Origin of the sequence: Fusobacterium perfoetens, from assembly GCF_021531595.1 — a bacterium.
In the GTDB taxonomy this organism is placed as follows: domain Bacteria; phylum Fusobacteriota; class Fusobacteriia; order Fusobacteriales; family Fusobacteriaceae; genus Fusobacterium_B.
Window position 1 is genome coordinate 134,612 of sequence record NZ_JADYUD010000005.1, and the last position, 22,503, is coordinate 157,114.

The window sequence follows — 22,503 nt, forward strand, 5'->3', positions numbered from 1 at the left end:
TGTTTTATTATAAAAATTTATAAAATTTTATAAGTTATTTAAAATCCAAATTGATTTCTTTTAGAGAAAAGTCCGAAGATTCCTCCAGTATGAATAAATAAAATATTTTTAGAGTCTTTAAAAGTTCCTTTTTTAAGTTCAGTATAAAGTCCTCTCATAGTTTTTCCAGTATATACAGGATCAAGTATTATTCCCTCTGCTTCAGCAAAATCACAAATAAATTCAAGTTCTTCTGGTCTGCTTAGAGCATATCCATCTCCTACATATCCATCTATTATGTGCATATCATCTTTTGTAATTTCAAATTTTCTATCAGGAATATAAGTTTTTACTTCTTCAAGAATAGAGCACACTTTATCTTTAAAATATTCTGCACTGTCACATACATTTATTCCTACAATTTTTTTATTACTTTCTGTAAGTTTATTTCCAAGATAAAGTCCAGCAAAAGTTCCTCCTGATCCTACTGCAGTAACTATTGTATCAAAAGTTATTCCAAGTTTTTTTTCCTGATCAAGAATTTCTTTAAAACAATTTATATATCCAAAAGTTCCTATTCCATTTGAAGCTCCTTCAGGGATTATATAACCTTTTCTGCCTTTTTCTTCAAGTTCTTTAAGGATATTTTCCATTATTTCCTGTCTTCTTTCTCTGTAGTCTTCACTGGAAATAATTCTTATATCTGCTCCCATTATTTTATCAATAAGGTAGTTTCCTTCCATTTCAGGTGTTTCATCAGATCTTAAAACAAGAACAGATTTAAGTCCAAGCTTTATTCCAGCAGCAGCAGTAGCCCTTGCATGATTTGATTGGATTCCTCCACATGTAATAAGAGTGTCACAGTCATTATTTATAGCTTCATTTATTGAAAATTCAAGCTTTCTTATTTTGTTTCCTGAAACTTCACTTCCTGTTTGATCATCTCTTTTTATATAAATATTTTCTTTAAGCATAGTAGAAAGTTTTTCTAGTCTTTCAATTTTTGTTGGAAAATTTCCAAGTTTTAATTTTTTTGATATCATTTTCTTACCTCCGAAAAATTTTTAAATAAGAATAAGGCTTACAGCCATAACAGCCATTCCAAATATCATACTGTAAGTTGCAGTATGATGATTTCCATTTTTTTGTGCTGATGGAAGGAGTTCATCAAGAGAAATGTAAACCATAATTCCAGATACTGCTGCAAGAAGTATTCCAAAGAAAATCTCATCCATATAATTTCTTAAAAGAATATATCCAAATACAGCACCTAAAGGTTCAGAAAGTCCTGAAAACAAAGCAAAGGCAAAGGCTTTTTTTCTATTTTCTGTAGCATAATATATAGGTGCAGATACAGCAATACCGACAGCAATATTATGTATTCCTATTGCAGCTGCCACAGAAAAGCCAAGGGCAGTGTCTTTTAAAACAGAAGTGAATATTGCAATACCTTCAGGAAAATTATGAATAGCAATGGCAAGAGCAGTCATAACCCCCATTCTATATAATGATTTATTGTTACAGCAGTGACAACAGTCTTCATGTTCTTCTTCTTTTTCTTCATGTTCTTTCAGGCAGAATTTTTCTGTAAAAATCATAAAAATCATTCCTGCAAAAAATGAAGTAATAGCAAACCACAGTCCTTTTGTTTCTCCAAATCCTTCAGCAAGGCTTTCTCTTGCTTCAGGAAAAATTTCAATAAATGCTACATATATCATAACTCCGCAGGCAAAACCAAGAGAGGCAGAAAGAAATTTATTATTACTTTTTTTCCCTGCAAAGGAAAAAATACTTCCTATTCCCATTGCAAGACCTGCAGCCAAAGTCAATGCAAATGCTGTTAAGATATTTCCTGTTTCCATGTTAGTCTCCTTTTTGTGTAAATTTATTCTATCATTATTATACCATAAATTCTGATATTTTAAATACATATTTAATTACTAAAAAGATAAGGAATTATTAAAAAAATAAAAGCCAAAAATACAAAATTTATAGAGAAAAAATTTTAAAATGTATTTTTGGCTTAAAATTAATTATTCATATCTTGTCTAAATCTGTTTTTTTCCTATTAGTCCCTTTTTATCAATAGAACCTTTAACAAGAAGTTTTCCATCATCTTGAAGTTTCATATAGCTGTTGTATGTTTTTCCGTTGATAGGATTATAGATTTTTCCATTTTCAAATTTGTCATTAAAATAAAATAACATATGTTTTATTATATCACAAAATTTTTTAGAGTAAACATATTTAGAATAAAATTAAAAGATTTTTATTTGTGAAAGTAAATCTTCAAATAAAAACTGCTGCAAATTTTAAATTTCAGCAGCAGCTTTTTTATTTTATAATCCTTTTGCAATATCATCAAGTTTTACAGCTGTTGTAAGAACTTGTTCTAAATCATCAAGGAACAGCATATTTGGCCCATCACAAGGAGCACTGTCAGGATTAGGATGAACTTCAGCAAATATAGCGTCAACTCCTATTGAAAGAGCAGCTTTCATAAGAGGGAAAACATATTTTCTTTCCCCTCCAGAGCAGCTTGAAAGTCCTCCAGGGATTTGTACAGAGTGAGTTGCATCAAAAACAACAGGCACTCCAAATTTTCTCATTTCTAAAAGTCCTCTCATATCAACAATAAAATTATTGTATCCAAAAACATTTCCTCTTTCACAAAGAAGAACTCCTTCATTACCTATTTCCTGCATTTTAGTCACAACATTTTTCATATCCCAAGGAGCAAGAAACTGTCCTTTTTTAACATTTACAGGAAGTCCTGTTTTTCCTGCTGCAATTATAAGATCTGTCTGTCTGCAAAGAAAAGCAGGAATTTGAAGCATATCTACAACTTCAGCAACTTTTTCACATTGCCAAGGTTCATGTACATCAGTTATAACAGGAACTCCAACTTCATCTTTAACTTTTTTTAATATTCTAAGCCCTTCTTCCATTCCAACACCTCTGAAAGAATGAATAGAAGATCTGTTTGCTTTGTCAAAAGAAGATTTAAAAATATAATTTATTCCTAATTTGTCACAAATTTCTTTAATTTTTTTTGCTACTGCAAGAGACATTTCTTCGCTTTCAATGGCACATGGTCCGGCTATAAGAGCAAATCTCTTATTTCCTCCAATTGTAAAATTTCCGACTTTTACTTCTTTTGTCATTTGTAAGCTTTCTATCATATTATTTTTCTCCTCTTAAAATTAGATTAGCCAGAGCTTCTCTGACAGCCTCCCTGTCATCAAAATGTCTTTTTTCTCTTCCAATAATTTGGTAAGTTTCATGACCTTTTCCAGCTATAACTATTATATCATCTTTTTCTGCATTTTGCACTGCTATCTCAATTGCTTTTGCTCTGTCAGGCTGAATTACATGGTTATCTTTCTGAAGACCTGCAGCAATTTCTCTTATGATTTCTTGAGGATCTTCTGTTCTTGGATTATCAGAAGTTACAATTGTAAAGTCACTGTATTTTTCAGCAATTCTTCCCATAACAGGTCTTTTTTCTCTGTCTCTGTCTCCTCCACATCCAAACACAGAAATAACTTTTCCTGTTTTTAATTCATTTACACTTTTTAAAATATTTTCAAGGGCATCTCCTGTATGTGCATAGTCAACTATAACAGTGAAATCTGCATCAATATTTACAGGTTCAAATCTTCCTGGAGCTCCATGTATATACTTTATTTTTTCAAGGATATCTTCATCTTTCATACCCATGCACTTAACTGCTCCGATTGCACCAAGAAGGTTATAAAGATTAAATTTTCCAAGAAGTTTAAGTTCAGTTTCATATTTATTATTAAATATTTTAAGTTCAACTTTTTGACCATGTCTTGAAATATGTTCAATTTTTCCTGTTATATCTCCTTTTTCAAGTCCATAAGAAAGTCCGTTTGTATATTCTATATATTTTTGTCCATATTTATCATCAATATTTATAACAGAGTTTCTTGTATCTTTTAAAAGAGAGAATATTTTTTTCTTAGCATTAAAGTAATTTTCCATATTTTTATGGAAGTCCATATGATCTTCTGTAAGATTTGTGAATATAGCTACATCAAGTTTAAGCATATTTACTCTTCCAAGTTCAAGTCCGTGAGAACTAATTTCCATTACTAAATATTTTAAATTTTTATCAGCAGCTTTTTTACACATTTTTACAATATCAAGTGACATAGGAGTTGTATTTGGAGCAGGAATTATTTCATCTCCTATTTTATATTCTACAGTTCCAAGTCTTGCTGTTTTGTCTTCTCCAAGAAGAGCTTCAAGTATATAAGTTGTAGTTGTTTTTCCATTAGTTCCAGTAACTCCTATTATTTTAAGAGCATTTTGAGGATAACCATAAAAGTTTGAAGCAATTTTTCCCATATCTTCATTTAAATTTTTTATGTAGTAGAAATTTATTCCTTCAATAAGAGGAATATCCTTTTTAGATACAAAAATTGTTTCAGCTCCATTTTCAACAGCTTTTTCTATAAAGTTGTGTCCGTCAACAGTATGTCCTTCAAGAGCAATAAAAATATCGCCTTTATTTATTTTTCTTGAATCATATTCCATACTTTTTGCAGAAAAATCTTGGTTTATTTCCTGAAGTATCTCATAATCTATTCCATTTAAAATTCTTTTTATTTCCATTGTGCTACTCTCCTTGTTGTTTTATATCTCAATACTATATTATATAATATTTATTATTTCTCTTGAATTCTCCAAAAATATATTTGTTATGTTCATACTTTTATCTTTGACGGTATATTTTCTTATATAGTTTATAATATTTTTGTTCATTTTTTTTGTACATGATAGAAATTAAAGATAAAGGACTGTTACAAATCTATAAAAATAAAATTTTATCTTGTGAAAATATTTTTTATTTATATTGTTCGTTTCACTAAAAATGACAAACTCGTTTCACTCAGACAGTGTCATTTTTCAGCGTTCAACTCACTTCATAAATTACAAAAATATTTTCAATATTCTAAAATTTTATTTGTATAAATTAGAAAATGTAACAGCCCTTTATAAAAAATTAATTTCTTACAAGACTTTTTTCATTAACTCCAAAGAAAACTTTTTCTGTTATATAAATTACAGCTCCATTAAGAATGAAAGCAGGTATAATTTCATATAAATAATCCCCATATCCTAAATATTTCCATAAAATAATGGCAATAGTTCCAGCAATCATTCCACTGAAAACACTTTTCCAATTAAGTTTTTTACAATATAAAGTCATAAGAACAGCTGGACCAAAAACTCCTCCAAATCCAGCCCATGCATAAGCAACCATTGAAAGAACTTTAGCATTTGGATTTAATGCAAGTATGTAAGCTATAGCAGAAATAAGAATTATTCCAGCTCTTCCAGTCCAGATTTTTTCTTTTTCACTTGCATCTTTTTTAATATATCTATAGAAGTCTTCAGTAAGTGTTGAAGATGAAACTAAAAGCTGAGAATCTATAGTTGACATTATTGCAGAAAGAATTGCAGCAAGAAGAACTCCTCCTATCCAAGGATTGAAAAGTTTTGAAATAAGATATATGAATATTTTTTCAGAATCTCCTCCAAGTTCATTAACAGATTTAAAAACTGAAATTCCTGTAATTCCTACTGCCACAGCACCAATAAGTGAAATAACAACCCATATCATAGCTATGTGTCTTGCTTTTGTAAGTTCTTTAACAGATTTAACACTCATAAATCTTATAAGAATGTGAGGTTGTCCAAAATATCCAAGCCCCCATGCAATACATGAAATCATTGTAAGAATTTCTGCTGTTCCTCCTCCGTTAAAAATTCTTAAAGAAATATTTCTTACTTCCATAGCAGACTGTATTCCATCAATTTTACCTCCATGGAAGTATGCAGCAGTAGGAACAACTATAATTGCAAAGAACATAAGTGCTCCTTGAAAGAAGTCTGTCCAACAGCAAGCAAGATATCCTCCCATAAAAGTATAAAATATAATAGTGAATCCTCCAATAAGGACAGCAGTTCTATAATCTATTCCAAGTATACTTTCAAAAAGTTTTCCAGCAGCAACAAGTCCTGAAGCAGAATAAACTGTAAAAAAGAAAAGTATGACAACAGCAGAAAATGTTCTTATATATCCTTTTTCATCTCCTAATTTTCTGCTTAAAAAATTTGGAATAGTCATAGTGTCTGTTTCCTCTGTTTGAACTCTTAATTTTGCAGCAACAAATTTCCAGTTTAAATATGTTCCAAGTGCTAGTCCAATAATTGTCCATATTTGACTCATACCTGAAAGATAAACAGCACCAGGAAGTCCCATAAGAAGCCATCCACTCATATCACTGGCTTGTGCAGAAAGAGCTGTAACCCAAGAACCAAGTCCTCTTCCACCAATTATATAATCTTCAGAACTTTTTGTTCTTTTATAAAAATAAACTCCTACACCCATTAAAAATAATAAATATATTCCAAAAGTAACTAAAGTTTCAATTTTTGCCATTTTAAATTTCCTCCTAAAAATATCATTCTAAAATTTTATCTTTTTCTCCAATTATATAGTATTTAATTTCTGCTTTTACCCTTTCGGGAAATTTGTTTTTTATTTTTTTCATAAATATCTATCCTCCATAAAGTTTTAATTAAAATAAAAAGACCATTCAGAGCATACTTATATGCGTCTAAATGGTCTCATAATTAAGAAATAAAAAATATAAATTAAGTTTTTTCTTCAATTACAGTTCCATAGACGCAAATTCAATCCGTCTTTAATCACAAAATGAATTTGCATCTATGAAAAATCACAAACACAAATTCCTTCTACGGAACCATGGGGTTAAGAGTAATTGAAAGTAAAACTTTTTTAATCATTTTTTATCTCCTTTAATTTTATTTTGTATAAATCTGATTATACACACTTTTAATTTAAATGTCAAATTTTTATAAAACTTCTTCAAGTATTTCAATCAGAGAACTTATACTTGTTGCTTCAATAAGTCTCTTTATCATATCTTGGTTGTCAATTATTTCCATAAGTTTTAAAAGTATATCTATATGACTTCTATTACTTACAGCACCAAGAACAAAGATAAGATAAACCTTATCTCCAAGATTTTCATCAAACACTACACCTTCATTAATTTTTAAAAGAGAAAGACAGTTTCTTGAAACTCCGTCTTCAGGTCTTGAGTGTGCAAGAGCTATTGTATCGTTGATTACAATGTATGCTCCAAATTTTTTTACATTGTTTACCATTGATCTTACATAATTTTCTGTTATAGAATTATCTAAAAGCAAAGGTTTTGCAGCGAGTCTTATAGCGTTTTCCCAATTTTCAATACTATCAATTATATTAACTTTACTTCTTATATCTTTTTCTAACATAAAGTATCATCTCCCGCCGTTTTGTTCTCTTAATTATACCATATTTTTTTTAATCTTAAAATATTTTATGCTAAAATTATTAAAACTATAATATAAGGAACAATATCTTTTTGAAGAATCTATAAAATAAGGGCAGCAGCTCCTTTTATTCCTGCATCATTTCCAAGAGTACCAAGGACAATATTAAAATCATTAAGAGTTACAGCAAGGGCATATTTAGGAAGTTTATCTTTTACTCTGTCAAGAAGAATATCTCCTGCAAGAGCAACTCCTCCTCCAAGAATAACTTTTTGAGGATTTATAATATTTAAAATATTTCCTATACCCATAGCAAGGTATTCAGCTTCATAATCTACTATTTCAAGAGAAAAAGCATCTCCTTCTTTGGCTGCATCAAATACATCTTTTGCTTCAAGCTTACTGATATCTCCATTTATTTTTTCATAAAGAAGATTTGTTTTATTAACAAGGAGTCTGGAAACAGCTTCTCTTTCTATTCCAGTTGCAGAAGCATAAGCTTCAAAACATCCTTTTTGTCCACATCCACAAAGTTTACCATCTTTTACAAGTTTCATATGTCCTATTTCTCCACCTGCACCAGTAAATCCAGAGATAAGATTTCCATCTACATAGATCCCTCCTCCGATTCCAGTTCCAAGAGCAATAGTTACACTTGAGCTTGCCCCTTTTCCAGCACCATATTTTGCTTCTCCAAGAGCGATAACATTAACATCATTGTCAAGTCTTGTAGTTTTTCCACTTATGATTTCAAACATCTGTGAAACATTAAGATTTCTTTCCCATGGAAAGTTTGCAAAAAATCCAACGACTTTTTTATTCATAACAGGGCCTGGAATTCCCATTCCAACTCCTTTTAAATCTTTTTCATCTATATTAAGAGTGCTTAAAAGTTCTTTTATAGTTTCCCATATTCTTGTCATTGTTTTTTCAGCACCTTCAAGAGAAAGAGTTTTAATACTTTTTTTTACAAGAATTTCTCCCTCTTCAGTAACAATTCCTATTTTTGTATTTGTTCCTCCAATATCAACACCTGCAATATAACTCATATATATTCCTCCGTTCATAATATACTCATATATTGACATTATAATTAATATTTTTATTTTTAGCAATAAACTTTAAATTATTTTCATACAGTAGGAAAGAAAAAATTACAAACCTCTTGATAAATAAAAAATATAGTGATATACTAATTTTATTGAAAAGTTAAAGAGGTAGTGTCATGAAAATAAATTATTACGCAATTTCATATTGGTGGTGCTAGAAAAAGTTTGTATTAAGTTAAAGATACAAACCATTTTGTAATGTAAAACTAAATGAAATTGTATCACTATCTAAAAAATAAATTAGTTTAGCCTGTGGTACTTTTATCACAGGCTTTTTTGTCAGAATTTATATGTTCAAAGAAAATGAATAGATACATTTTTATTTTTAGGAGGATTTTATGAAAAGAAGTTTATCTGGAATTCAGCCAAGTGGAACTCTTCACCTAGGAAACTATTTTGGAGCTATGAAACAATTTATAGAAAATCAAGATAAGGTTGAAGGATTTTATTTTGTTGCTGATTACCATTCACTTACATCTCTTACAGATCCAGAACTTTTAAGAGAAAGTACAAGAAATATTATTCTTGATTACCTTGCATTAGGACTTGATCCTGAAAAATCTACACTTTTTCTTCAGTCAGATGTTCCTGAGCATGTAGAGCTTTCATGGCTTTTATCAAATGTTACCCCTGTAGGACTTATGGAAAGAGGGCATTCATACAAAGACAAAATAGCAAAAGGATTTTTTCCTAATACTGGACTTTTGACTTATCCTATTCTTATGGCAGCAGATATTTTAATTTATGATTCAGATGTTGTCCCAGTAGGAAAAGACCAAAAGCAACATCTTGAGTTTGCAAGAGATATTGCAATGAAATTTAATCAGCAATATAAAACAGACTTTTTTAAACTTCCAGAACCTATGATACTTGAAAGTGTGGCAGTAGTTCCTGGAACAGATGGGCAGAAAATGAGTAAATCATATGGAAATGTAATTAATATGTTTGCTCCAAAAAATATTTTAAAAAAACAGGTTATGAGTATTGTAACAGATTCAACTCCATTGGAAGAGCCTAAAAATCCTGATAATAACATAACAGCTCTTTATAAGCTTTTTGCAACAAAAGAACAAGTAAAAGAGATGGAAGATAAATTTATGGCAGGAAATTATGGATACGGTCATGCTAAAAAAGAACTTCTTGAAATGATTCTTGAATATTTTGGAGAAGCTCGTGCAAGAAGAGAAGAACTTGCAAAAAATCCTGAGCTTGTAGATGAAATATTGAGAAAAGGTGCAGAAAAAGCTCGTGCAATAGCAAGTAAAAAAATATCAGAAGCTAAAAAAATAGTAGGTCTAATGGGAAATATCTACAAATAAAAGAAAAAAATTTTTATTTCAAAAATATTTCTTTGTTGACAACATTGTAAAAATCAGTTAATATATTTTCATGTTCATTCAAAAACAAATAGGTAACATGGCGCCCACAAGAGACTCATTAGGCAGGTGTAGAAACTGCTCATCTTGCATGGGTGGAGTGTGAGTAAAAATATATGGCAGCCCATGAGGCTGCTTTTTTTATTTTATAATTTTTTATTTTCAGGAGGAAAAAATGACAAATTTAGACCACTTTCAATACATCAGAAGATGTATTGAAATTGCTGATGAAGCTGTTGCAGCAGGGAATCACCCTTTTGGAGCTTTAATAGTTGACAAAGAGGGAAATATTATTGTTGAATCAGGAAATATTGAAGTTACTGAAAAAGAATGTACAGGTCATGCAGAAACAACTGCAATGAGAAAAGCTGTAAAACTTTATTCAAGAGAATTCTTATGGGATTGTACTTTATACTCTACAGCTGAACCATGTTGTATGTGCACAGGTGCTATCTATTGGGGAAATGTAGGAAGAATAGTCTATGGAATAAGTGAGAAAGATCTTCTTGCTCTTACAGGTGCAGATGAAGATAATCCTACATTTGATATGCCTTGCAGAGAGATACTTGCAAAAGGGCAAAAACCAATTGAAGTAATCGGACCTATAGCAGATGAAGAACTTGCAAAAGAAATAGCAAGAGCTCATATAGGATATTGGAATAAATAAGAGAGACGCTCGTATAATTTTGATAATAAGGATCAAAAGTCTCTACAGATTTACCATAAATAAATCTACTACGGGCTGACTTAATAAAGTCTGCCCCATAAATTTTTAAGGGGGAAATATAAAAAATGTCACAAAATAACAGCGGAATAGTTAAGTTTCTGGATGAAAAATTTCTTATTTCAGAAAGAGGAGGGAGTATAAGAAGCGAGTTCTTTGGAGGACTTACTACTTTTTTAACAATATCTTATATTATATTTGTTAACCCGGCAGTTCTTTCACTTACAGGTATGGATAAAGGGGCTCTTGTAACTGTAACATGTGTTGCAACAGCAATTGGTTCTTTTCTTGGAGGAATTTTAGGAAATGTTCCTATATCTCTTGCTCCAGGAGTAGGACTTAATGCTTTCTTTACTTTTACACTTGTTATGGGAAATGGAATATCTTGGCAAGATGCTCTTGGAGTAGTATTCTTTTCTGGAGTATTTTATCTTGTACTTGCAATATGTGGAATAAGAGAAAAAATTATAAATTCTATTCCTCAGCAGCTTTCAACAGCAGCAACAGTAGGAATAGGACTTTTTCTTTCACTTATAGGGCTTAAGAGTATGGGAATAATAGAAGCAAATCCTGAAACTCTTGTAAAAATAGCACCTGTTACACTTCCAGTTGCTCTTTCATTTGCTGGTTTATTTTTAATGTATATTCTTGATATGAAAAAAGTAAAAGGTGGAGTACTTATAAGTATTATTGTTATTTCAATAGTAGGAATGATTCTAGGAGAAGTTCCTATGCCTGAAAAACTTTTATCAACTCCTCCAAGCATGTCACCACTTCTATTTAAACTTAATGTATTTGGAGTAATGAAAGTAAGTCTTCTTGGAGCTATTTTCTCATTTATGTTTATAGATCTTTTTGACTCACTAAGTGTTCTTATGTTCACTTATAAAGAAGTACAATTCAGAAATGAAGAAGAGAGAAAGAAAGGTCTTGGAAGAATGCTTCTTGCTGACTGTTCATCTACAATTATAGGAGCTCTTTTAGGAACAAGTACAGTTACAACTTACGGGGAATCAATAGCAGGTATAAAAGTAGGAGCTAAAACAGGTCTTGCTTCTATATTTACTGGATTATTCTTTCTTCTTGCTCTTTTTATAGCACCAATAGTTGAAGCTATTCCAGTTTTTGCAGTTGCTCCAGCTCTTGTTATAGTAGGAATATTTATGTTTAGAAATGTGGCACATCTTGATTTATCAAGCATGAAAGAATCAATACCTGCATTTATGACTATAATCTTTATGCCTATGACTCATAGTATAGCTATAGGGCTTAGTTTTGGATTTATATCTTATATCATAATAAATGTAGCATGTATGGATTTTAAAAAGATTTCTTTAACAATGTGGGTAATAGGAGCTCTTTCTGTTATAAACTTACTGATTTAAAAAATTATATAAATATAAAAATAAAAGGGCTGAGAAATTAGCCCTTTTATTATAGAGATTTTAAAAATTTTATTAATCTTCTGAAAAATATCCAAGTTCTTTAAGGAAAGGTTTTTTCTTTCTCCAGTCCTCTTTTACTTTAACCCAAAGGTTAAGATATATTTCTTTTCCAAGAAGAATTTCTATTTCTTTTCTTGCTTCAGTACCTATTTCTTTAAGCATTTTTCCATTTTTTCCAATAATAATACCTTTTTGAGAATCTCTTTCAACATAAATATTTATATCAAATTTATCTTTTCCATTCTCTCTTCTTTCAACATTTATTATTTCAATAGCAATAGAATGAGGAACTTCATCTCTTGTTTTTAGAAGAATTTTTTCTCTTACTATTTCAGTAATTATTCTGTAAACAGGCATATCAGTATACATATCTTCAGGATAATATTGAATTCCTTCTTCAAGGAATGGATCTATTGCATTTAAAAGTTTAGCAAGACCAATACCATATTCTCCTGCAATTTCAACTATTCCATCAAATTTTCCAAGTTTTTCTGCAACCTCTTCTTTTTTAGCCTGAAGCTGTTCATCTGTAAGTTTGTCTATTTTATTTATGACAAGAATCCTTGGAGTTCTTCTCGCTTCCATGACTCTTTCCATTACAAATTCATCTCCAGTGCTTATTTCTTGAGTCCCATCAAGAATCATAAGAATAAGGTCAACATCTTTAAGAATTTTGACAGCACTGTTTGTCATATATTCTCCTAAAAGGTGTTTAGGTTTATGTATTCCAGGAGTATCAATAAAAACATATTGGTTTCCGTTTACATTTAATATTCCTTTTATAGTATCTCTTGTAGTTCCTGCTTTATCAGAAACGATAGCAACTTTCTCACTTACAAGTTTGTTTATAAGTGTAGATTTTCCAACATTAGGTCTTCCTACAACTGCTATAAATCCAGCCTTCATTGATTAATCATCTCCTATTCCTATTCTAATATATTCTTCTTTTATTTTTTTTAAAAGTTCATCTTTTTTTTCGTAAGGTGCTTCGTGTCTTTCATATTGACATCTATTTTTTATCATATGAGGAAGAACTCCTCTTTCCAGTCCAGCTTTTTCAGCATATTTTATAAATCTTGCTCTGAAATTTTGTCTGCTTAAATCGCAGAAAATTTTATCATCATAAGTATCTTTTACTATATTATTTCTATATTTTGTTACATATTCCTTTAATTCATAAGAGGATTCTTCTGTAAGTTCTGCAATAATATATTCATTTCCTGTTTTTACAGCGAAAGAATGGTAATCTTTTTCTTCCATTTCAGAAAGTTTAAGATTAAGAATATCTGTTATCTGCATTCCTGTTTCAGAAAGAAGTTTTATAATAATTCTGTCTCTTTTCCCTTTGCTGTCTTCTCCACAGCAATCTAAAATACTTTTAAGTTCATTAAGTTCTATTTTTCTTTCAGGAGTTTTCTTCTCCTTTCTTGACATATTAATCATTTCAGCAGGAGATTCATAAATTACTCCTATTTTTAAAAGAAATTTATAAAAACTTTTAATAGAACTTACTTTACGGATAATAGAGTTTTCAAGATATTTTTTTTCCATGTATTTTATATAATCTGCTATATCATTCTTATTTGCAGATTCATATGATTTTTCTCCTAAAAAATTTTTAAAATCAACCAAATCTTTTTTATACATGCTGAGACTTATCTCTGAAACAGTTTGTTTTTCATATGATGCTTTTAAAAATTTTTCAAGTAAATCTTGTTCCATAAATTACTCCTCTGACAGTAATTCTTTTGCATGACTTATAACAGCTTCTGAAACATTTTCTCCTGCAAGCATTCTTGCAATTTCATTAACTCTGCCTTTATCATCAAGCTTTCTTACTGTTGTGACCGTTTTATCGTTTTCTGTTTTCTTTTCAATAAAGAACTGTTCTGAAGCCTTAGAAGCAATAGCAGGTGAATGGGTAATACATATAACCTGTGCATTCCTTCCAATTTCTTTTAATTTTCCTGCAATTTTTCTTACAGTTTCCCCTCCAACTCCTGTATCAATTTCATCAAAAATAAGGATAGGAATGTTATCAACATGAGAGAAAATAACTTTAAGAGCCAGCATAATTCTGCTGACCTCTCCACCAGAAGCAATTTTTTGAAGTGGCTTTGGTTTTTGTCCTGCATTTGTAGAAATAAAAAATTCTATGTTATCAGAACCATTTTTTGTCATAGTATCTTTTTCTTCAAGAGAAATTTCAAATTTTGCATCTTTCATATTAAGATATGTAAGCTCATCTCCAAGCTGTTCTTCTATTTTTTTAATACATTTTTTTCTTATTTCTCTTAATTCAAGTGCAGATTTCCAATAATTTTCTTTTGCTTTTTCTCTTTCTTTTATGAGTTTTTTTACTTGAAAGTTACTTTCATCAAGATTTTTAAGTTTTTTATCTATTTCAGTTCTATATTCTAAAATTTCTTCAATAGTACTTCCATATTTATTTTTTAATTTTCCTATAGCATCAAGTCTTGAAATAACTTCTTCAAGTCTTCCTTCATCAACTTCAATTTCTTCATTAAGGCGTTCCATAGAACTGACACAGTCTTCAAGATCATAGTAAACTCTTTCTAATCTTTCAAGATTTTCTTGAAATTCTTCTCCATAGTCAGCTATTGATTCTATATTTTTTTTACTTGCATATATTATGCTTAAAGCATTAACTTCACCATTTTTAAGACAAGCTTCAGCCATAGAAAGTTTTTCTTTTATTTTTCCAGCATTAAAAAGTTTTTTATATTCATTTTCAAGAATTTCATCTTCATCTTTAACAAGACTTACTTTATCTATTTCATCAAGTTGAAATTCATAAAATTCTTTCTTTTCTCTCAGTTCTTTTTTTTCTTCATCAATTCTTTCAATTTTTCTGTCAAGTCTTGTAAAGTCATCAAGAGCAGTTTCAAGATTTTTTCTTATTTCTTTTGTTTCATCTTCAGTGAATTTATCAAGAAGCTTTATGTGATTTTCTTTGTTAAGAAGCATTTGATGTGAATGTTGCCCTACAATATCAACAAGTGTTCCCATTATTTCTTTAAGTCCAGAGACAGGAACTCTCATATTATTTACAAAGGCTTTTCCTTTTCCTTTGCTGTCCATTGTTCTTCTTACAATTACTTCTCCCTCTTCAGCTTCTATTCCAAGTTCTTCAAGTTCTTTTTCCTGCTCTTTGTTTACACTGAAAACTCCTTGTGCAACCAGAAGTTTTTCTCCATCACGGAGCATTTCTATATTTGTTTTTTCTCCAATAAGAAGATTTATACCACTTAAAATTATGGATTTTCCTGCTCCTGTTTCCCCTGTAAGAGTTATAAGTCCGTCTCCAAATTCTAAATCCAATTTTTCAATTATAGCTAAATTTTCTATCTGAAGTTCTTTTAACATAGATTATCTCCCCACTTTAATTTCTCTTTAAGTACAGAATAATAATTTCTGTTTTCAGGACAAAGAAGTTTTAATTTTTTGTCAGAATATTTTACTTTAATGTCATCATCTCTGGTTATCTTTTTCCATGAATCTCCATCAGCAATTATATAGCTTTCTCTTTTACTTTCAGGATCATCTTCAACTTTTACATATATTTCTCTTTTTATATCTATTACAATAGGGCGTGTAGTAAGATTATGAGGCGCAATAGGAGTTATTAAAACAGCATCAAGATAATGGGAAATAATAGGTCCTCCTGCTGAAAGAGAATAAGCAGTAGAACCAGTAGGAGTAGAAATAATTACTCCATCTCCTCTGTATGAATTTATTTTTCCTTTATCAGAATAAAGTCCTATTTTAACAGGACGCCTTGCCATACCTCCATTTGAAAAAACAGCTTCATTGAGAACAGATCTTTTTTCTCCATTAACCCATATGTCAAGAAGCCCTCTGTTATCTATATTATATTTTCCTGAAAGATATAATTTACATGCATCAACAGCTTCATCTGCCTTAACTTCTGTAAGAAATCCAAGACTACCAGCATTTACAGCAATAATTATAATATTTTCATTTTTTATAATTTTCTGAGCAGCACGGAGAAGAGTTCCATCTCCTCCTATTACTACTGCAAAATCAGCTTTTTCTATACAATTTTCAGAAAGAATTTCAACATTTTCTTCTGTTAAAAATTTTTTAACTTTATTAAAGCAGATAACAGCACTGCTTTTTTCTTCATTATAAAAAATAACACATTTTTTCATAGTCTCTCCTATAGGCAGAACTAAAACATTATTTCAGGATTTATAGGTTTAAGATTAAATCTTACTTCATAGTATAAATTTGGTTTTCCTTCTGTTGAAAGGCCAAGAATTCCAATAGGTTCTCCAGCTTCTACTCTTTGGTTTACTTTAACTTTTGCTGAAATTATATTTCCATAGACACCTATGGTATTATATCCATAGTCTATCATGATAACTTTTCCAAGTCCTTGAAGTTTATCAACATATATAACTTTTCCTTTCATAGAAGCTCTTACTCTGTTACCAAGATTTGAGTTTATTTCAATACCGTTGCTTAGAACTGATTTTGCTTTTTCCTGCTTAAATCTGACAACAATATTTCCTGCTGCAGGTTTGACAGCTTTTCCTAAATTCTTTTGTGCTTTTGCAAAATCAACATCTTTTGATATTGTAGTTCTTTTTTTAATGATATCTTCAATTTCTTTTTCTATTCTTTGTTTTTCTTTTTGAAGATTACTTATAGTTTTTATATGGCTGTTTTTCTCTGAATTCAGCTTTTGAATAAGTGCATTATGTTGCTGTTGTTTTTTTGCAATCTGATTTTTTTTATCATTAAGCTGTGATTTAAGTGAGCTCAGTTTTCTTTTTTCTTTTTCAATGTCAGCTTTAACAGTGGCAATATTAGCTTGAACATCTTTAATTTTTGTCATTCTATTTAAATCTTCATAAAGAACTCTTGCAAACTGTCTTTTAATGACACTTTCTTCTTCAAAGCCAGTATGACTTTTACTTCTCCTTGACCAAGCAATAATTTTTGCATCAAAAAGAGCTTTTTTTCTTTGAAGCTCATTTGAATTAAAAGTCATATTTCTTTGTCCATAGTCAATATTTTTTGAAACCACTTCAATATCTTTTTCTATTTTATCTTTATCTCTTTCAATAGATTCAATATCTTTTTTTATTTCTTCTATTTGCTGAGCTATTGTTTTCTTCTCTATATCTATATTTTCAATTCTTTCATTTTTAGCTTTTATTTCATTATCTAGTTTTTTTAGCTGTGCTTTCATATCATCAACAGAAGCTGCAGAAGCTGCAAAAGATAAAGCAAGAAAAAAAACCAGAGTTTTTTTCATAACTTCTGTTTTCATCTTTTGACTCCTGTTCTTTTATAGACGGGCATAAACCAAGCATAAAGAACTATAAGAACAGCTGCCCCTGTCTGAAGATAAAGTATTTGTAAAAGACTAAGCACATCTGTAAAAATTACTCCTTGAATTAATGCTTTTCTTACTATGACATAAAAATTAAAGAAAAGCAAAAGACTTATAAACACAGCAACAGTAAAAGGAAGTAAATTTATATTTTTAGCCTTAATACGATTTCTTGGATTTGTGCTGTCTGTCATAATATTTATAAGATAATCTGTTTCAATTTGAAATTTGAAAACAGAGTTAAGAATAAAAAGGGAGCAGACTATACCTGCTGCAAAAATTATACCGAAAAGATTTAGAATTCTTACTCTGTTATTTATTTCAGATATATATATTCCATCAATAAAAAATTCTTTTATTTCTTGAGTTTCTTCAAGAACAGACTGAAGTTTTTCAACATCTTCTGCATTTTTGAAATATATTCTTAAGGAATCAGGAAGAGGATTTTCTCCTTTTGGTATAACTATTCCTAAATTTTTCTGTAGATCTTGAAAAGCTGTGTAGCTGTCTACATATGTAACTTTTTGAACTTCTTTAAGGTTTAAAAATTTTTGTTCCAGTTCTTCTTTTTTAGACTGAGAAAGGCTGCTTTGAAGTTCAGCCATTATGAAATTTTTATTTTTAAGTTCTTTTATATGAGAAGAGATATTTAAAAAACCAGCAAAGAACATATTGAAAATAAAAGCAGCAGCAATTATTCCAAAGAATCCTCTTCTTATTCCGGTAAAATTATTAATTTCTCTTTTTTCATTAGTCTTAAACATAACAGCACTCTGCCTTTCTTTATAGTATAGATAAAATTTAATTTAAAAATAAAGCTGAAAATAAAATTTTCAAGATTTAAAAATAGCTGATATTTTTAGATAGAAAATTTTATTATTCAGCTTTTAGAATTATTTTAATTAAATATACTTATTATAAGTTTTCTTTTATAACAGATATTAATTTTTCTGCAGTAAGTTCATATTTTTGAAGAAGTTCTTCTCCAGTTCCACTTTGACCAAATTTATCATAGATACCTACTTTTTTAACTTTAGTAGGGTGAACTTCTGATAAAAATTCAGACACAGCAGAACCAAGTCCTCCTATAACAGAATGTTCTTCAGCAGTAACTATAAATTTAGTTTCTTCTGCTGCTTTTAATATTGTTTCTCCGTCAAGAGGTTTAATAGTTCCTACATTTATAACTCTTACAGAAATTCCTTCTTTTTCAAGTTCTTCAGCAGCTTTAAGAGCCTCAGCAGTCATAAGACCTGTAGAAGCTATTGTAACATCTTTACCATCTCTTAATGTGTTTGCAATTCCAATTTGGAAATCATAGTTATCATCAAATAAAACAGGAACATTTAATCTTCCCATTCTGATATAAACAGGTCCATCATATTCAGCAGCAGCAAAAACCATTTTTTTAGTTTCAACAGCATCAGCAGGAGATAAAACAACCATTCCAGGAATAGCTCTCATTATAGCTATATCTTCAACAGATTGGTGAGATCCTCCATCTTCTCCTACAGATATTCCTGCATGAGTAGGTGCTATTTTAACATTTAATTTAGGGTATGCTACAGTATTTCTTATTTGTTCAAATGCTCTTCCAGCAGCAAACATAGCAAATGTTGAAGCAAAAGCTGTTTTTCCACAAGCAGCAAAACCAGCAGCTGTTCCAATAAGATCAGCTTCAGCTATTCCCACATTGAAATGTCTTTCAGGGAATGCTTTTTTAAACATACTTGTCTTTGTAGATCCAGATAGGTCTGCATCTAACACTACTACATTTTCATTTATTTTTCCAAGCTCAACTAAAGCTTCTCCGTAAGCTTCTCTTGTCGCTTTTTTTATCATCTTCTAATCTCCTCCTAGGTAAATTCCTGCAATTTTTTAGTCGTTTTTAGATAATTCTTCCAATGCTTTTTCAGCTTGTTCTGCATTAGGTGCACTTCCATGCCAAGATGCAAGGTTTTCCATGAAAGAAACTCCTTTACCTTTAACAGTTTTAGCTATAATCATTGTAGGTTTTCCCTTAACAGTTTTAGCTTCATCTAAAGCATCAATAATTTCTTTAAAGTCATGTCCGTTTATTTCAATAACATGCCATCCAAAAGCTTTCCATTTTTCTTCTAAAGGTGTAACATTCATAACTTTTTCAACTTCACCGTCTATTTGAAGACCGTTTGAGTCAAGGAAAGCACAAAGATTATCAAGTCCATAATGAGCTGCTGTCATAGCTGCTTCCCATACTTGTCCTTCTTGTTGTTCTCCATCTCCTAAAAGAGCATAAACTCTGTAATTTTTCTTATCAAGTTTTCCTGCAAGAGCCATTCCATTTGCAATAGAAAGTCCTTGTCCAAGAGAACCAGTAGAAGCATCAACTCCAGGAAGTTTTTTCATATCTGGGTGACCTTGAAGAGGTGAACCATATTTTCTTAAAGTCATTAATAAATCTTTTTCAAAATATCCTTTCTCTGCAAGTGCTGCATATAGTACAGGAGCTGCATGTCCTTTACAAAGAACAAATCTGTCTCTGTCCTCCATTTTTGGATTTTTAGGATCTACATTCATTTCAGAAAAATATAATGTAGTGACAATATCTGCTGCAGATAAAGACCCTCCTGGATGTCCTGATTTAGCATTGCAAATCATTTTTACAACATTTTTTCTAAGTTCGTTTGCTGTTTTTGATAAAAGATTAATATCCTTCATTTTTTCTCCTTTCAAATATATATTTAATTAAATTATATTATTTCAGTAATAAAATTGTCAAGAAAATAGGTGCATCTAAAAAGAAATAAATTTTATTTTTTTATTTCTTTTACATAGCTTATAATATATTTTCTGCTTTTATTCAGATTTTTATTTATTTCATCAAATTTAAAACTTCCTATAAAAAGAAAGATTAAAGTAAAAAGAATACAAGGTCTGAAAAATTTTTCTTCTTTAATTGTATGCTTAAGAAATGTCCAAAGAGCAAGAATTCCTAAAAAAAGAAATTCTTCAAATGATTTTGTCATATTAACAGTAATGTATACTGATATTATTATTGAAAGCATAAAAAGAATTTTACTTATTTTTGGAGAAAGAGCGATTCTTGCAATAGGAATATGCAGAAGAGCTCCTCTGCTCCAGCCTTTTGGAAAAAAATCAAAAATAAAATGAACTGCGAGAGCTAAAGCAAATCCTGCTATGAAAAATCTGAAAGTATCATTTTTTTCTTTTTTATAAAGTTCAATAAGCAGAAATAAAAAAAGTGGACTGTGTGTTAAAATACTTCTGTGCTGCAGCTTTAATTTAAAATCCCAGTCTGGAAATTTAATTCCAGTAAGGAAAGCTGTAATAGCTACGATTATACCTATAAGACCCACTTTGTCCACATATTCTAAAAATATTTCCATATATCTCTCCGTTTAATGTTTCATACATTTCTATTTTACTATATTTTTAGAAAAAAATCACTAAATTAAAAAATTTATGCCTTTATTTTTTTAATATTTCTCCTCTGTATATTTTAGAAGTTCTTATTCCTGGTTTTATTTCTCCTCCAATAGAATAAATTTTATTTTTAATAAGCACTAGTCCTTCTCCACAAGGAGCATTAAAAGGAAGTTCTCCTATTGATTTCCATTTATTTGTTTTTGCATTATAAATTAATATATTTTTATTCCATTTAAATTCTTCTGGATCTTTTTCAAAATAAGAAGCTTTAAATTTTAAAAGTTCTTGCCCTCTTAAAATTCCCATATTTTTAACTGCATTATCATAAACCTCTTTGTTGAATCCTCCTATTACAAGCATTTCATATTCATTTAATTTAACAGAAGAAGCACCGAGAAGAGAAAGTTTTTCTCCATTATATTCAACAGAAGATACTTCTGTCCATTTTCCTGTTTTGAAATTATATTTATATCCGTCAGTAAAAGCAGTAAGATTACCTCCACTAAAAACATAGATACAATCATTTAGAATTTGTGCTATACATTGAGTTCTTCCTTTTGCTCCAGGAACAGATGGAAGTTCTTTAATTTTTCCAGAATTTATATCAAATTCAAACATTTTATTTGTAGGTATTCCATTTTGAAATCCTGCAATAATATATAGTTTTCCATCTTTTTCAACAGCAGCTCCCTGTCTGAAAGAAAAAGGTAAATCTCCGATTTTTTTATAAGCAAGTTTCTCTTTATCCATATAGAAAAATAAAATGTCATTATCTGCTTCAGAGTTAGAGCTTCCTCCAATATAAAATATTCCTTTTTCATTTTTAACAGAAGCACCATAACCAATAGTATTTTTAAAATTTATATGATTTTTTATAGAAAGAGAATCATTTATATCTTCAAAAATAAAAATATCTGAATAAAACTTTTTTTCTCCCCCGTCAAGAATAGATTTTTCAGGAAAATTTGTTCCTCCTCCAACAATTACAAAGTTTTCAATATTACCTGCCATCATGCCTGATAATCCTATATTTTTATTATATCCTTCAGGAGCTGGAAGAGAACCAGCATATTCCCATGCAATTTGTTTTTCTACTTCTGGATTTTTTACAGGAGAAGAGAAACAACCTGTGAAAATTCCACAAATAATTAATCCTGTTAAAATTTTTTTCATTTGTATACCTCTACCTCTTTAAGAATAAATATAAAGCTGGAGAATAAAATTTTATTAAAAACTTTATTTCCAGCTTATCTTTAAATTTTGCTATTTTTTTTATAAACTATACAAGTTTAGCTAAAACTCCGTTGACAAACTCATAAGTTTTAACATCACCGTATTTTTTAGCAAGCTCTACAGCCTCATTAATTATAATTTCTTTTGGAGTATCTTTAAATAAGATTTCGTAAACAGATATTTTTAAAAGAGCTTTTTCAACATTTCCTACTCTTTCAAAACTCCATCCTTCCATTTTTTCATCAAGTTCTGCAAGGATTTTATCTTGATTTTCAGAAATTCCCTTTGCATACTCAACTAAAAATTCTTTTCCTTTCTCATTTAATTCTACCTCATTTTCTCTTTCTAAGTAAGAGGCTAAAACTGTGTCTAAATCTTTTCCGTTTATTTCTGATTCAAATACAATTTTAAATAATTCTTCTCTAGCTAGCCTTCTGCTCATTTTGTCCCC

The 22,503-nt window shown here is 29.8% G+C and carries 22 protein-coding genes and 1 riboswitch; of the genes, 3 read left to right on the forward strand and 19 right to left on the reverse strand.

Annotation, left to right across the window (positions count from 1 at the left end):
* Positions 1 to 38: 38 nt before the first annotated feature.
* The 8 genes from I6E17_RS04390 to I6E17_RS04425 all read right to left on the reverse strand — a co-directional run bounded on the left by I6E17_RS04390 (position 39) and on the right by I6E17_RS04425 (position 8,402).
* A complete protein-coding gene (locus I6E17_RS04390) occupies positions 39 to 1,022 on the reverse strand; it encodes a D-cysteine desulfhydrase family protein (protein WP_235235817.1) in 984 nt (327 codons plus the stop codon).
* Positions 1,023 to 1,043: 21 nt separating this feature from the next.
* Positions 1,044 to 1,841 (reverse strand): zinc transporter ZupT, encoded by a 798-nt coding sequence (zupT, locus tag I6E17_RS04395; RefSeq protein WP_235235819.1) that lies wholly within the window; start codon positions 1,839 to 1,841, stop codon positions 1,044 to 1,046.
* 186 nt (positions 1,842 to 2,027) lie between these two features.
* Positions 2,028 to 2,186: a DUF2147 domain-containing protein gene (locus tag I6E17_RS04400; RefSeq protein ID WP_235235820.1), complete on the reverse strand. Its 159-nt coding sequence runs from the start codon at positions 2,184 to 2,186 to the stop codon at positions 2,028 to 2,030.
* Positions 2,187 to 2,318: 132 nt separating this feature from the next.
* Positions 2,319 to 3,161 carry a 3-deoxy-8-phosphooctulonate synthase gene (kdsA, locus tag I6E17_RS04405; RefSeq protein ID WP_176829618.1) on the reverse strand — a complete coding sequence of 281 codons (843 nt, stop codon included), beginning with the start codon at positions 3,159 to 3,161 and terminating at the stop codon, positions 2,319 to 2,321.
* Between the two features lies 1 nt (position 3,162).
* Positions 3,163 to 4,620, reverse strand: coding sequence for a UDP-N-acetylmuramoyl-L-alanyl-D-glutamate--2,6-diaminopimelate ligase (locus tag I6E17_RS04410; protein ID WP_235235822.1), 1,458 nt, complete (start codon positions 4,618 to 4,620; stop codon positions 3,163 to 3,165).
* A gap of 391 nt (positions 4,621 to 5,011) precedes the next feature.
* Entirely contained in the window at positions 5,012 to 6,454 is a 1,443-nt protein-coding gene (putP, locus tag I6E17_RS04415; RefSeq protein WP_235235824.1) for a sodium/proline symporter PutP, read from the reverse strand.
* 437 nt (positions 6,455 to 6,891) lie between these two features.
* The gene (locus I6E17_RS04420; RefSeq protein WP_176829621.1) at positions 6,892 to 7,335 is read right to left on the reverse strand and encodes a PTS sugar transporter subunit IIA; all 444 of its coding nucleotides are present in this window, start codon (positions 7,333 to 7,335) and stop codon (positions 6,892 to 6,894) included.
* Between the two features lie 119 nt (positions 7,336 to 7,454).
* On the reverse strand, positions 7,455 to 8,402 hold the full coding sequence (locus I6E17_RS04425; RefSeq protein ID WP_235235827.1) for an ROK family protein: 948 nt from the start codon (positions 8,400 to 8,402) through the stop codon (positions 7,455 to 7,457).
* Positions 8,403 to 8,800: 398 nt separating this feature from the next.
* On the opposite strand from I6E17_RS04425, the gene trpS reads away from it, so the two are divergent.
* From trpS to I6E17_RS04440, 3 genes are all read left to right on the forward strand, one after another.
* Positions 8,801 to 9,781: a tryptophan--tRNA ligase gene (gene trpS / locus I6E17_RS04430; RefSeq protein WP_235235829.1), complete on the forward strand. Its 981-nt coding sequence runs from the start codon at positions 8,801 to 8,803 to the stop codon at positions 9,779 to 9,781.
* Positions 9,782 to 10,013: 232 nt separating this feature from the next.
* Positions 10,014 to 10,505 carry a nucleoside deaminase gene (locus I6E17_RS04435; RefSeq protein ID WP_235235831.1) on the forward strand — a complete coding sequence of 164 codons (492 nt, stop codon included), beginning with the start codon at positions 10,014 to 10,016 and terminating at the stop codon, positions 10,503 to 10,505.
* A riboswitch (purine riboswitch) is annotated at positions 10,495 to 10,596 on the forward strand. (Overlaps the previous gene by 11 nt.)
* A 34-nt stretch (positions 10,597 to 10,630) precedes the next feature.
* Positions 10,631 to 11,947: an NCS2 family permease gene (locus I6E17_RS04440; protein ID WP_235235833.1), complete on the forward strand. Its 1,317-nt coding sequence runs from the start codon at positions 10,631 to 10,633 to the stop codon at positions 11,945 to 11,947.
* 72 nt (positions 11,948 to 12,019) lie between these two features.
* On the opposite strand, the gene era is transcribed toward I6E17_RS04440, so the two are convergent.
* The 11 genes from era to nusB form a co-directional block, all read right to left on the reverse strand.
* Positions 12,020 to 12,913 carry a GTPase Era gene (gene era / locus I6E17_RS04445; protein ID WP_176829626.1) on the reverse strand — a complete coding sequence of 298 codons (894 nt, stop codon included), beginning with the start codon at positions 12,911 to 12,913 and terminating at the stop codon, positions 12,020 to 12,022.
* 3 nt (positions 12,914 to 12,916) lie between these two features.
* Positions 12,917 to 13,729 (reverse strand): tyrosine-type recombinase/integrase, encoded by an 813-nt coding sequence (locus I6E17_RS04450; RefSeq protein ID WP_235235834.1) that lies wholly within the window; start codon positions 13,727 to 13,729, stop codon positions 12,917 to 12,919.
* Between the two features lie 3 nt (positions 13,730 to 13,732).
* The gene (gene recN / locus I6E17_RS04455) at positions 13,733 to 15,394 is read right to left on the reverse strand and encodes a DNA repair protein RecN (protein WP_235235835.1); all 1,662 of its coding nucleotides are present in this window, start codon (positions 15,392 to 15,394) and stop codon (positions 13,733 to 13,735) included.
* Positions 15,388 to 16,200, reverse strand: coding sequence for an NAD(+)/NADH kinase (locus I6E17_RS04460; protein WP_235235836.1), 813 nt, complete (start codon positions 16,198 to 16,200; stop codon positions 15,388 to 15,390). The genes recN and I6E17_RS04460 overlap by 7 nt, the downstream gene beginning before the upstream one ends.
* 20 nt (positions 16,201 to 16,220) lie before the next feature.
* Complete coding sequence (locus tag I6E17_RS04465; protein WP_235235837.1) at positions 16,221 to 17,327, reverse strand: murein hydrolase activator EnvC family protein; 1,107 nt, start codon at positions 17,325 to 17,327, stop codon at positions 16,221 to 16,223.
* Positions 17,324 to 18,154, reverse strand: coding sequence for a cell division protein FtsX (locus tag I6E17_RS04470; RefSeq protein ID WP_235235838.1), 831 nt, complete (start codon positions 18,152 to 18,154; stop codon positions 17,324 to 17,326). Before I6E17_RS04470 ends, I6E17_RS04465 begins: the two co-directional genes overlap by 4 nt.
* Positions 18,155 to 18,305: 151 nt before the next feature.
* Complete coding sequence (locus tag I6E17_RS04475; RefSeq protein ID WP_176829631.1) at positions 18,306 to 19,232, reverse strand: transketolase family protein; 927 nt, start codon at positions 19,230 to 19,232, stop codon at positions 18,306 to 18,308.
* 36 nt (positions 19,233 to 19,268) lie between these two features.
* The gene (locus I6E17_RS04480; protein ID WP_176829632.1) at positions 19,269 to 20,090 is read right to left on the reverse strand and encodes a transketolase; all 822 of its coding nucleotides are present in this window, start codon (positions 20,088 to 20,090) and stop codon (positions 19,269 to 19,271) included.
* A gap of 92 nt (positions 20,091 to 20,182) precedes the next feature.
* On the reverse strand, positions 20,183 to 20,779 hold the full coding sequence (locus I6E17_RS04485; RefSeq protein WP_176829633.1) for a hypothetical protein: 597 nt from the start codon (positions 20,777 to 20,779) through the stop codon (positions 20,183 to 20,185).
* Between the two features lie 82 nt (positions 20,780 to 20,861).
* Positions 20,862 to 21,992: a cyclically-permuted mutarotase family protein gene (locus I6E17_RS04490; protein WP_176829634.1), complete on the reverse strand. Its 1,131-nt coding sequence runs from the start codon at positions 21,990 to 21,992 to the stop codon at positions 20,862 to 20,864.
* Positions 21,993 to 22,098: 106 nt separating this feature from the next.
* Positions 22,099 to 22,494: a transcription antitermination factor NusB gene (gene nusB, locus I6E17_RS04495; RefSeq protein ID WP_176829635.1), complete on the reverse strand. Its 396-nt coding sequence runs from the start codon at positions 22,492 to 22,494 to the stop codon at positions 22,099 to 22,101.
* Positions 22,495 to 22,503: the final 9 nt, after the last annotated feature.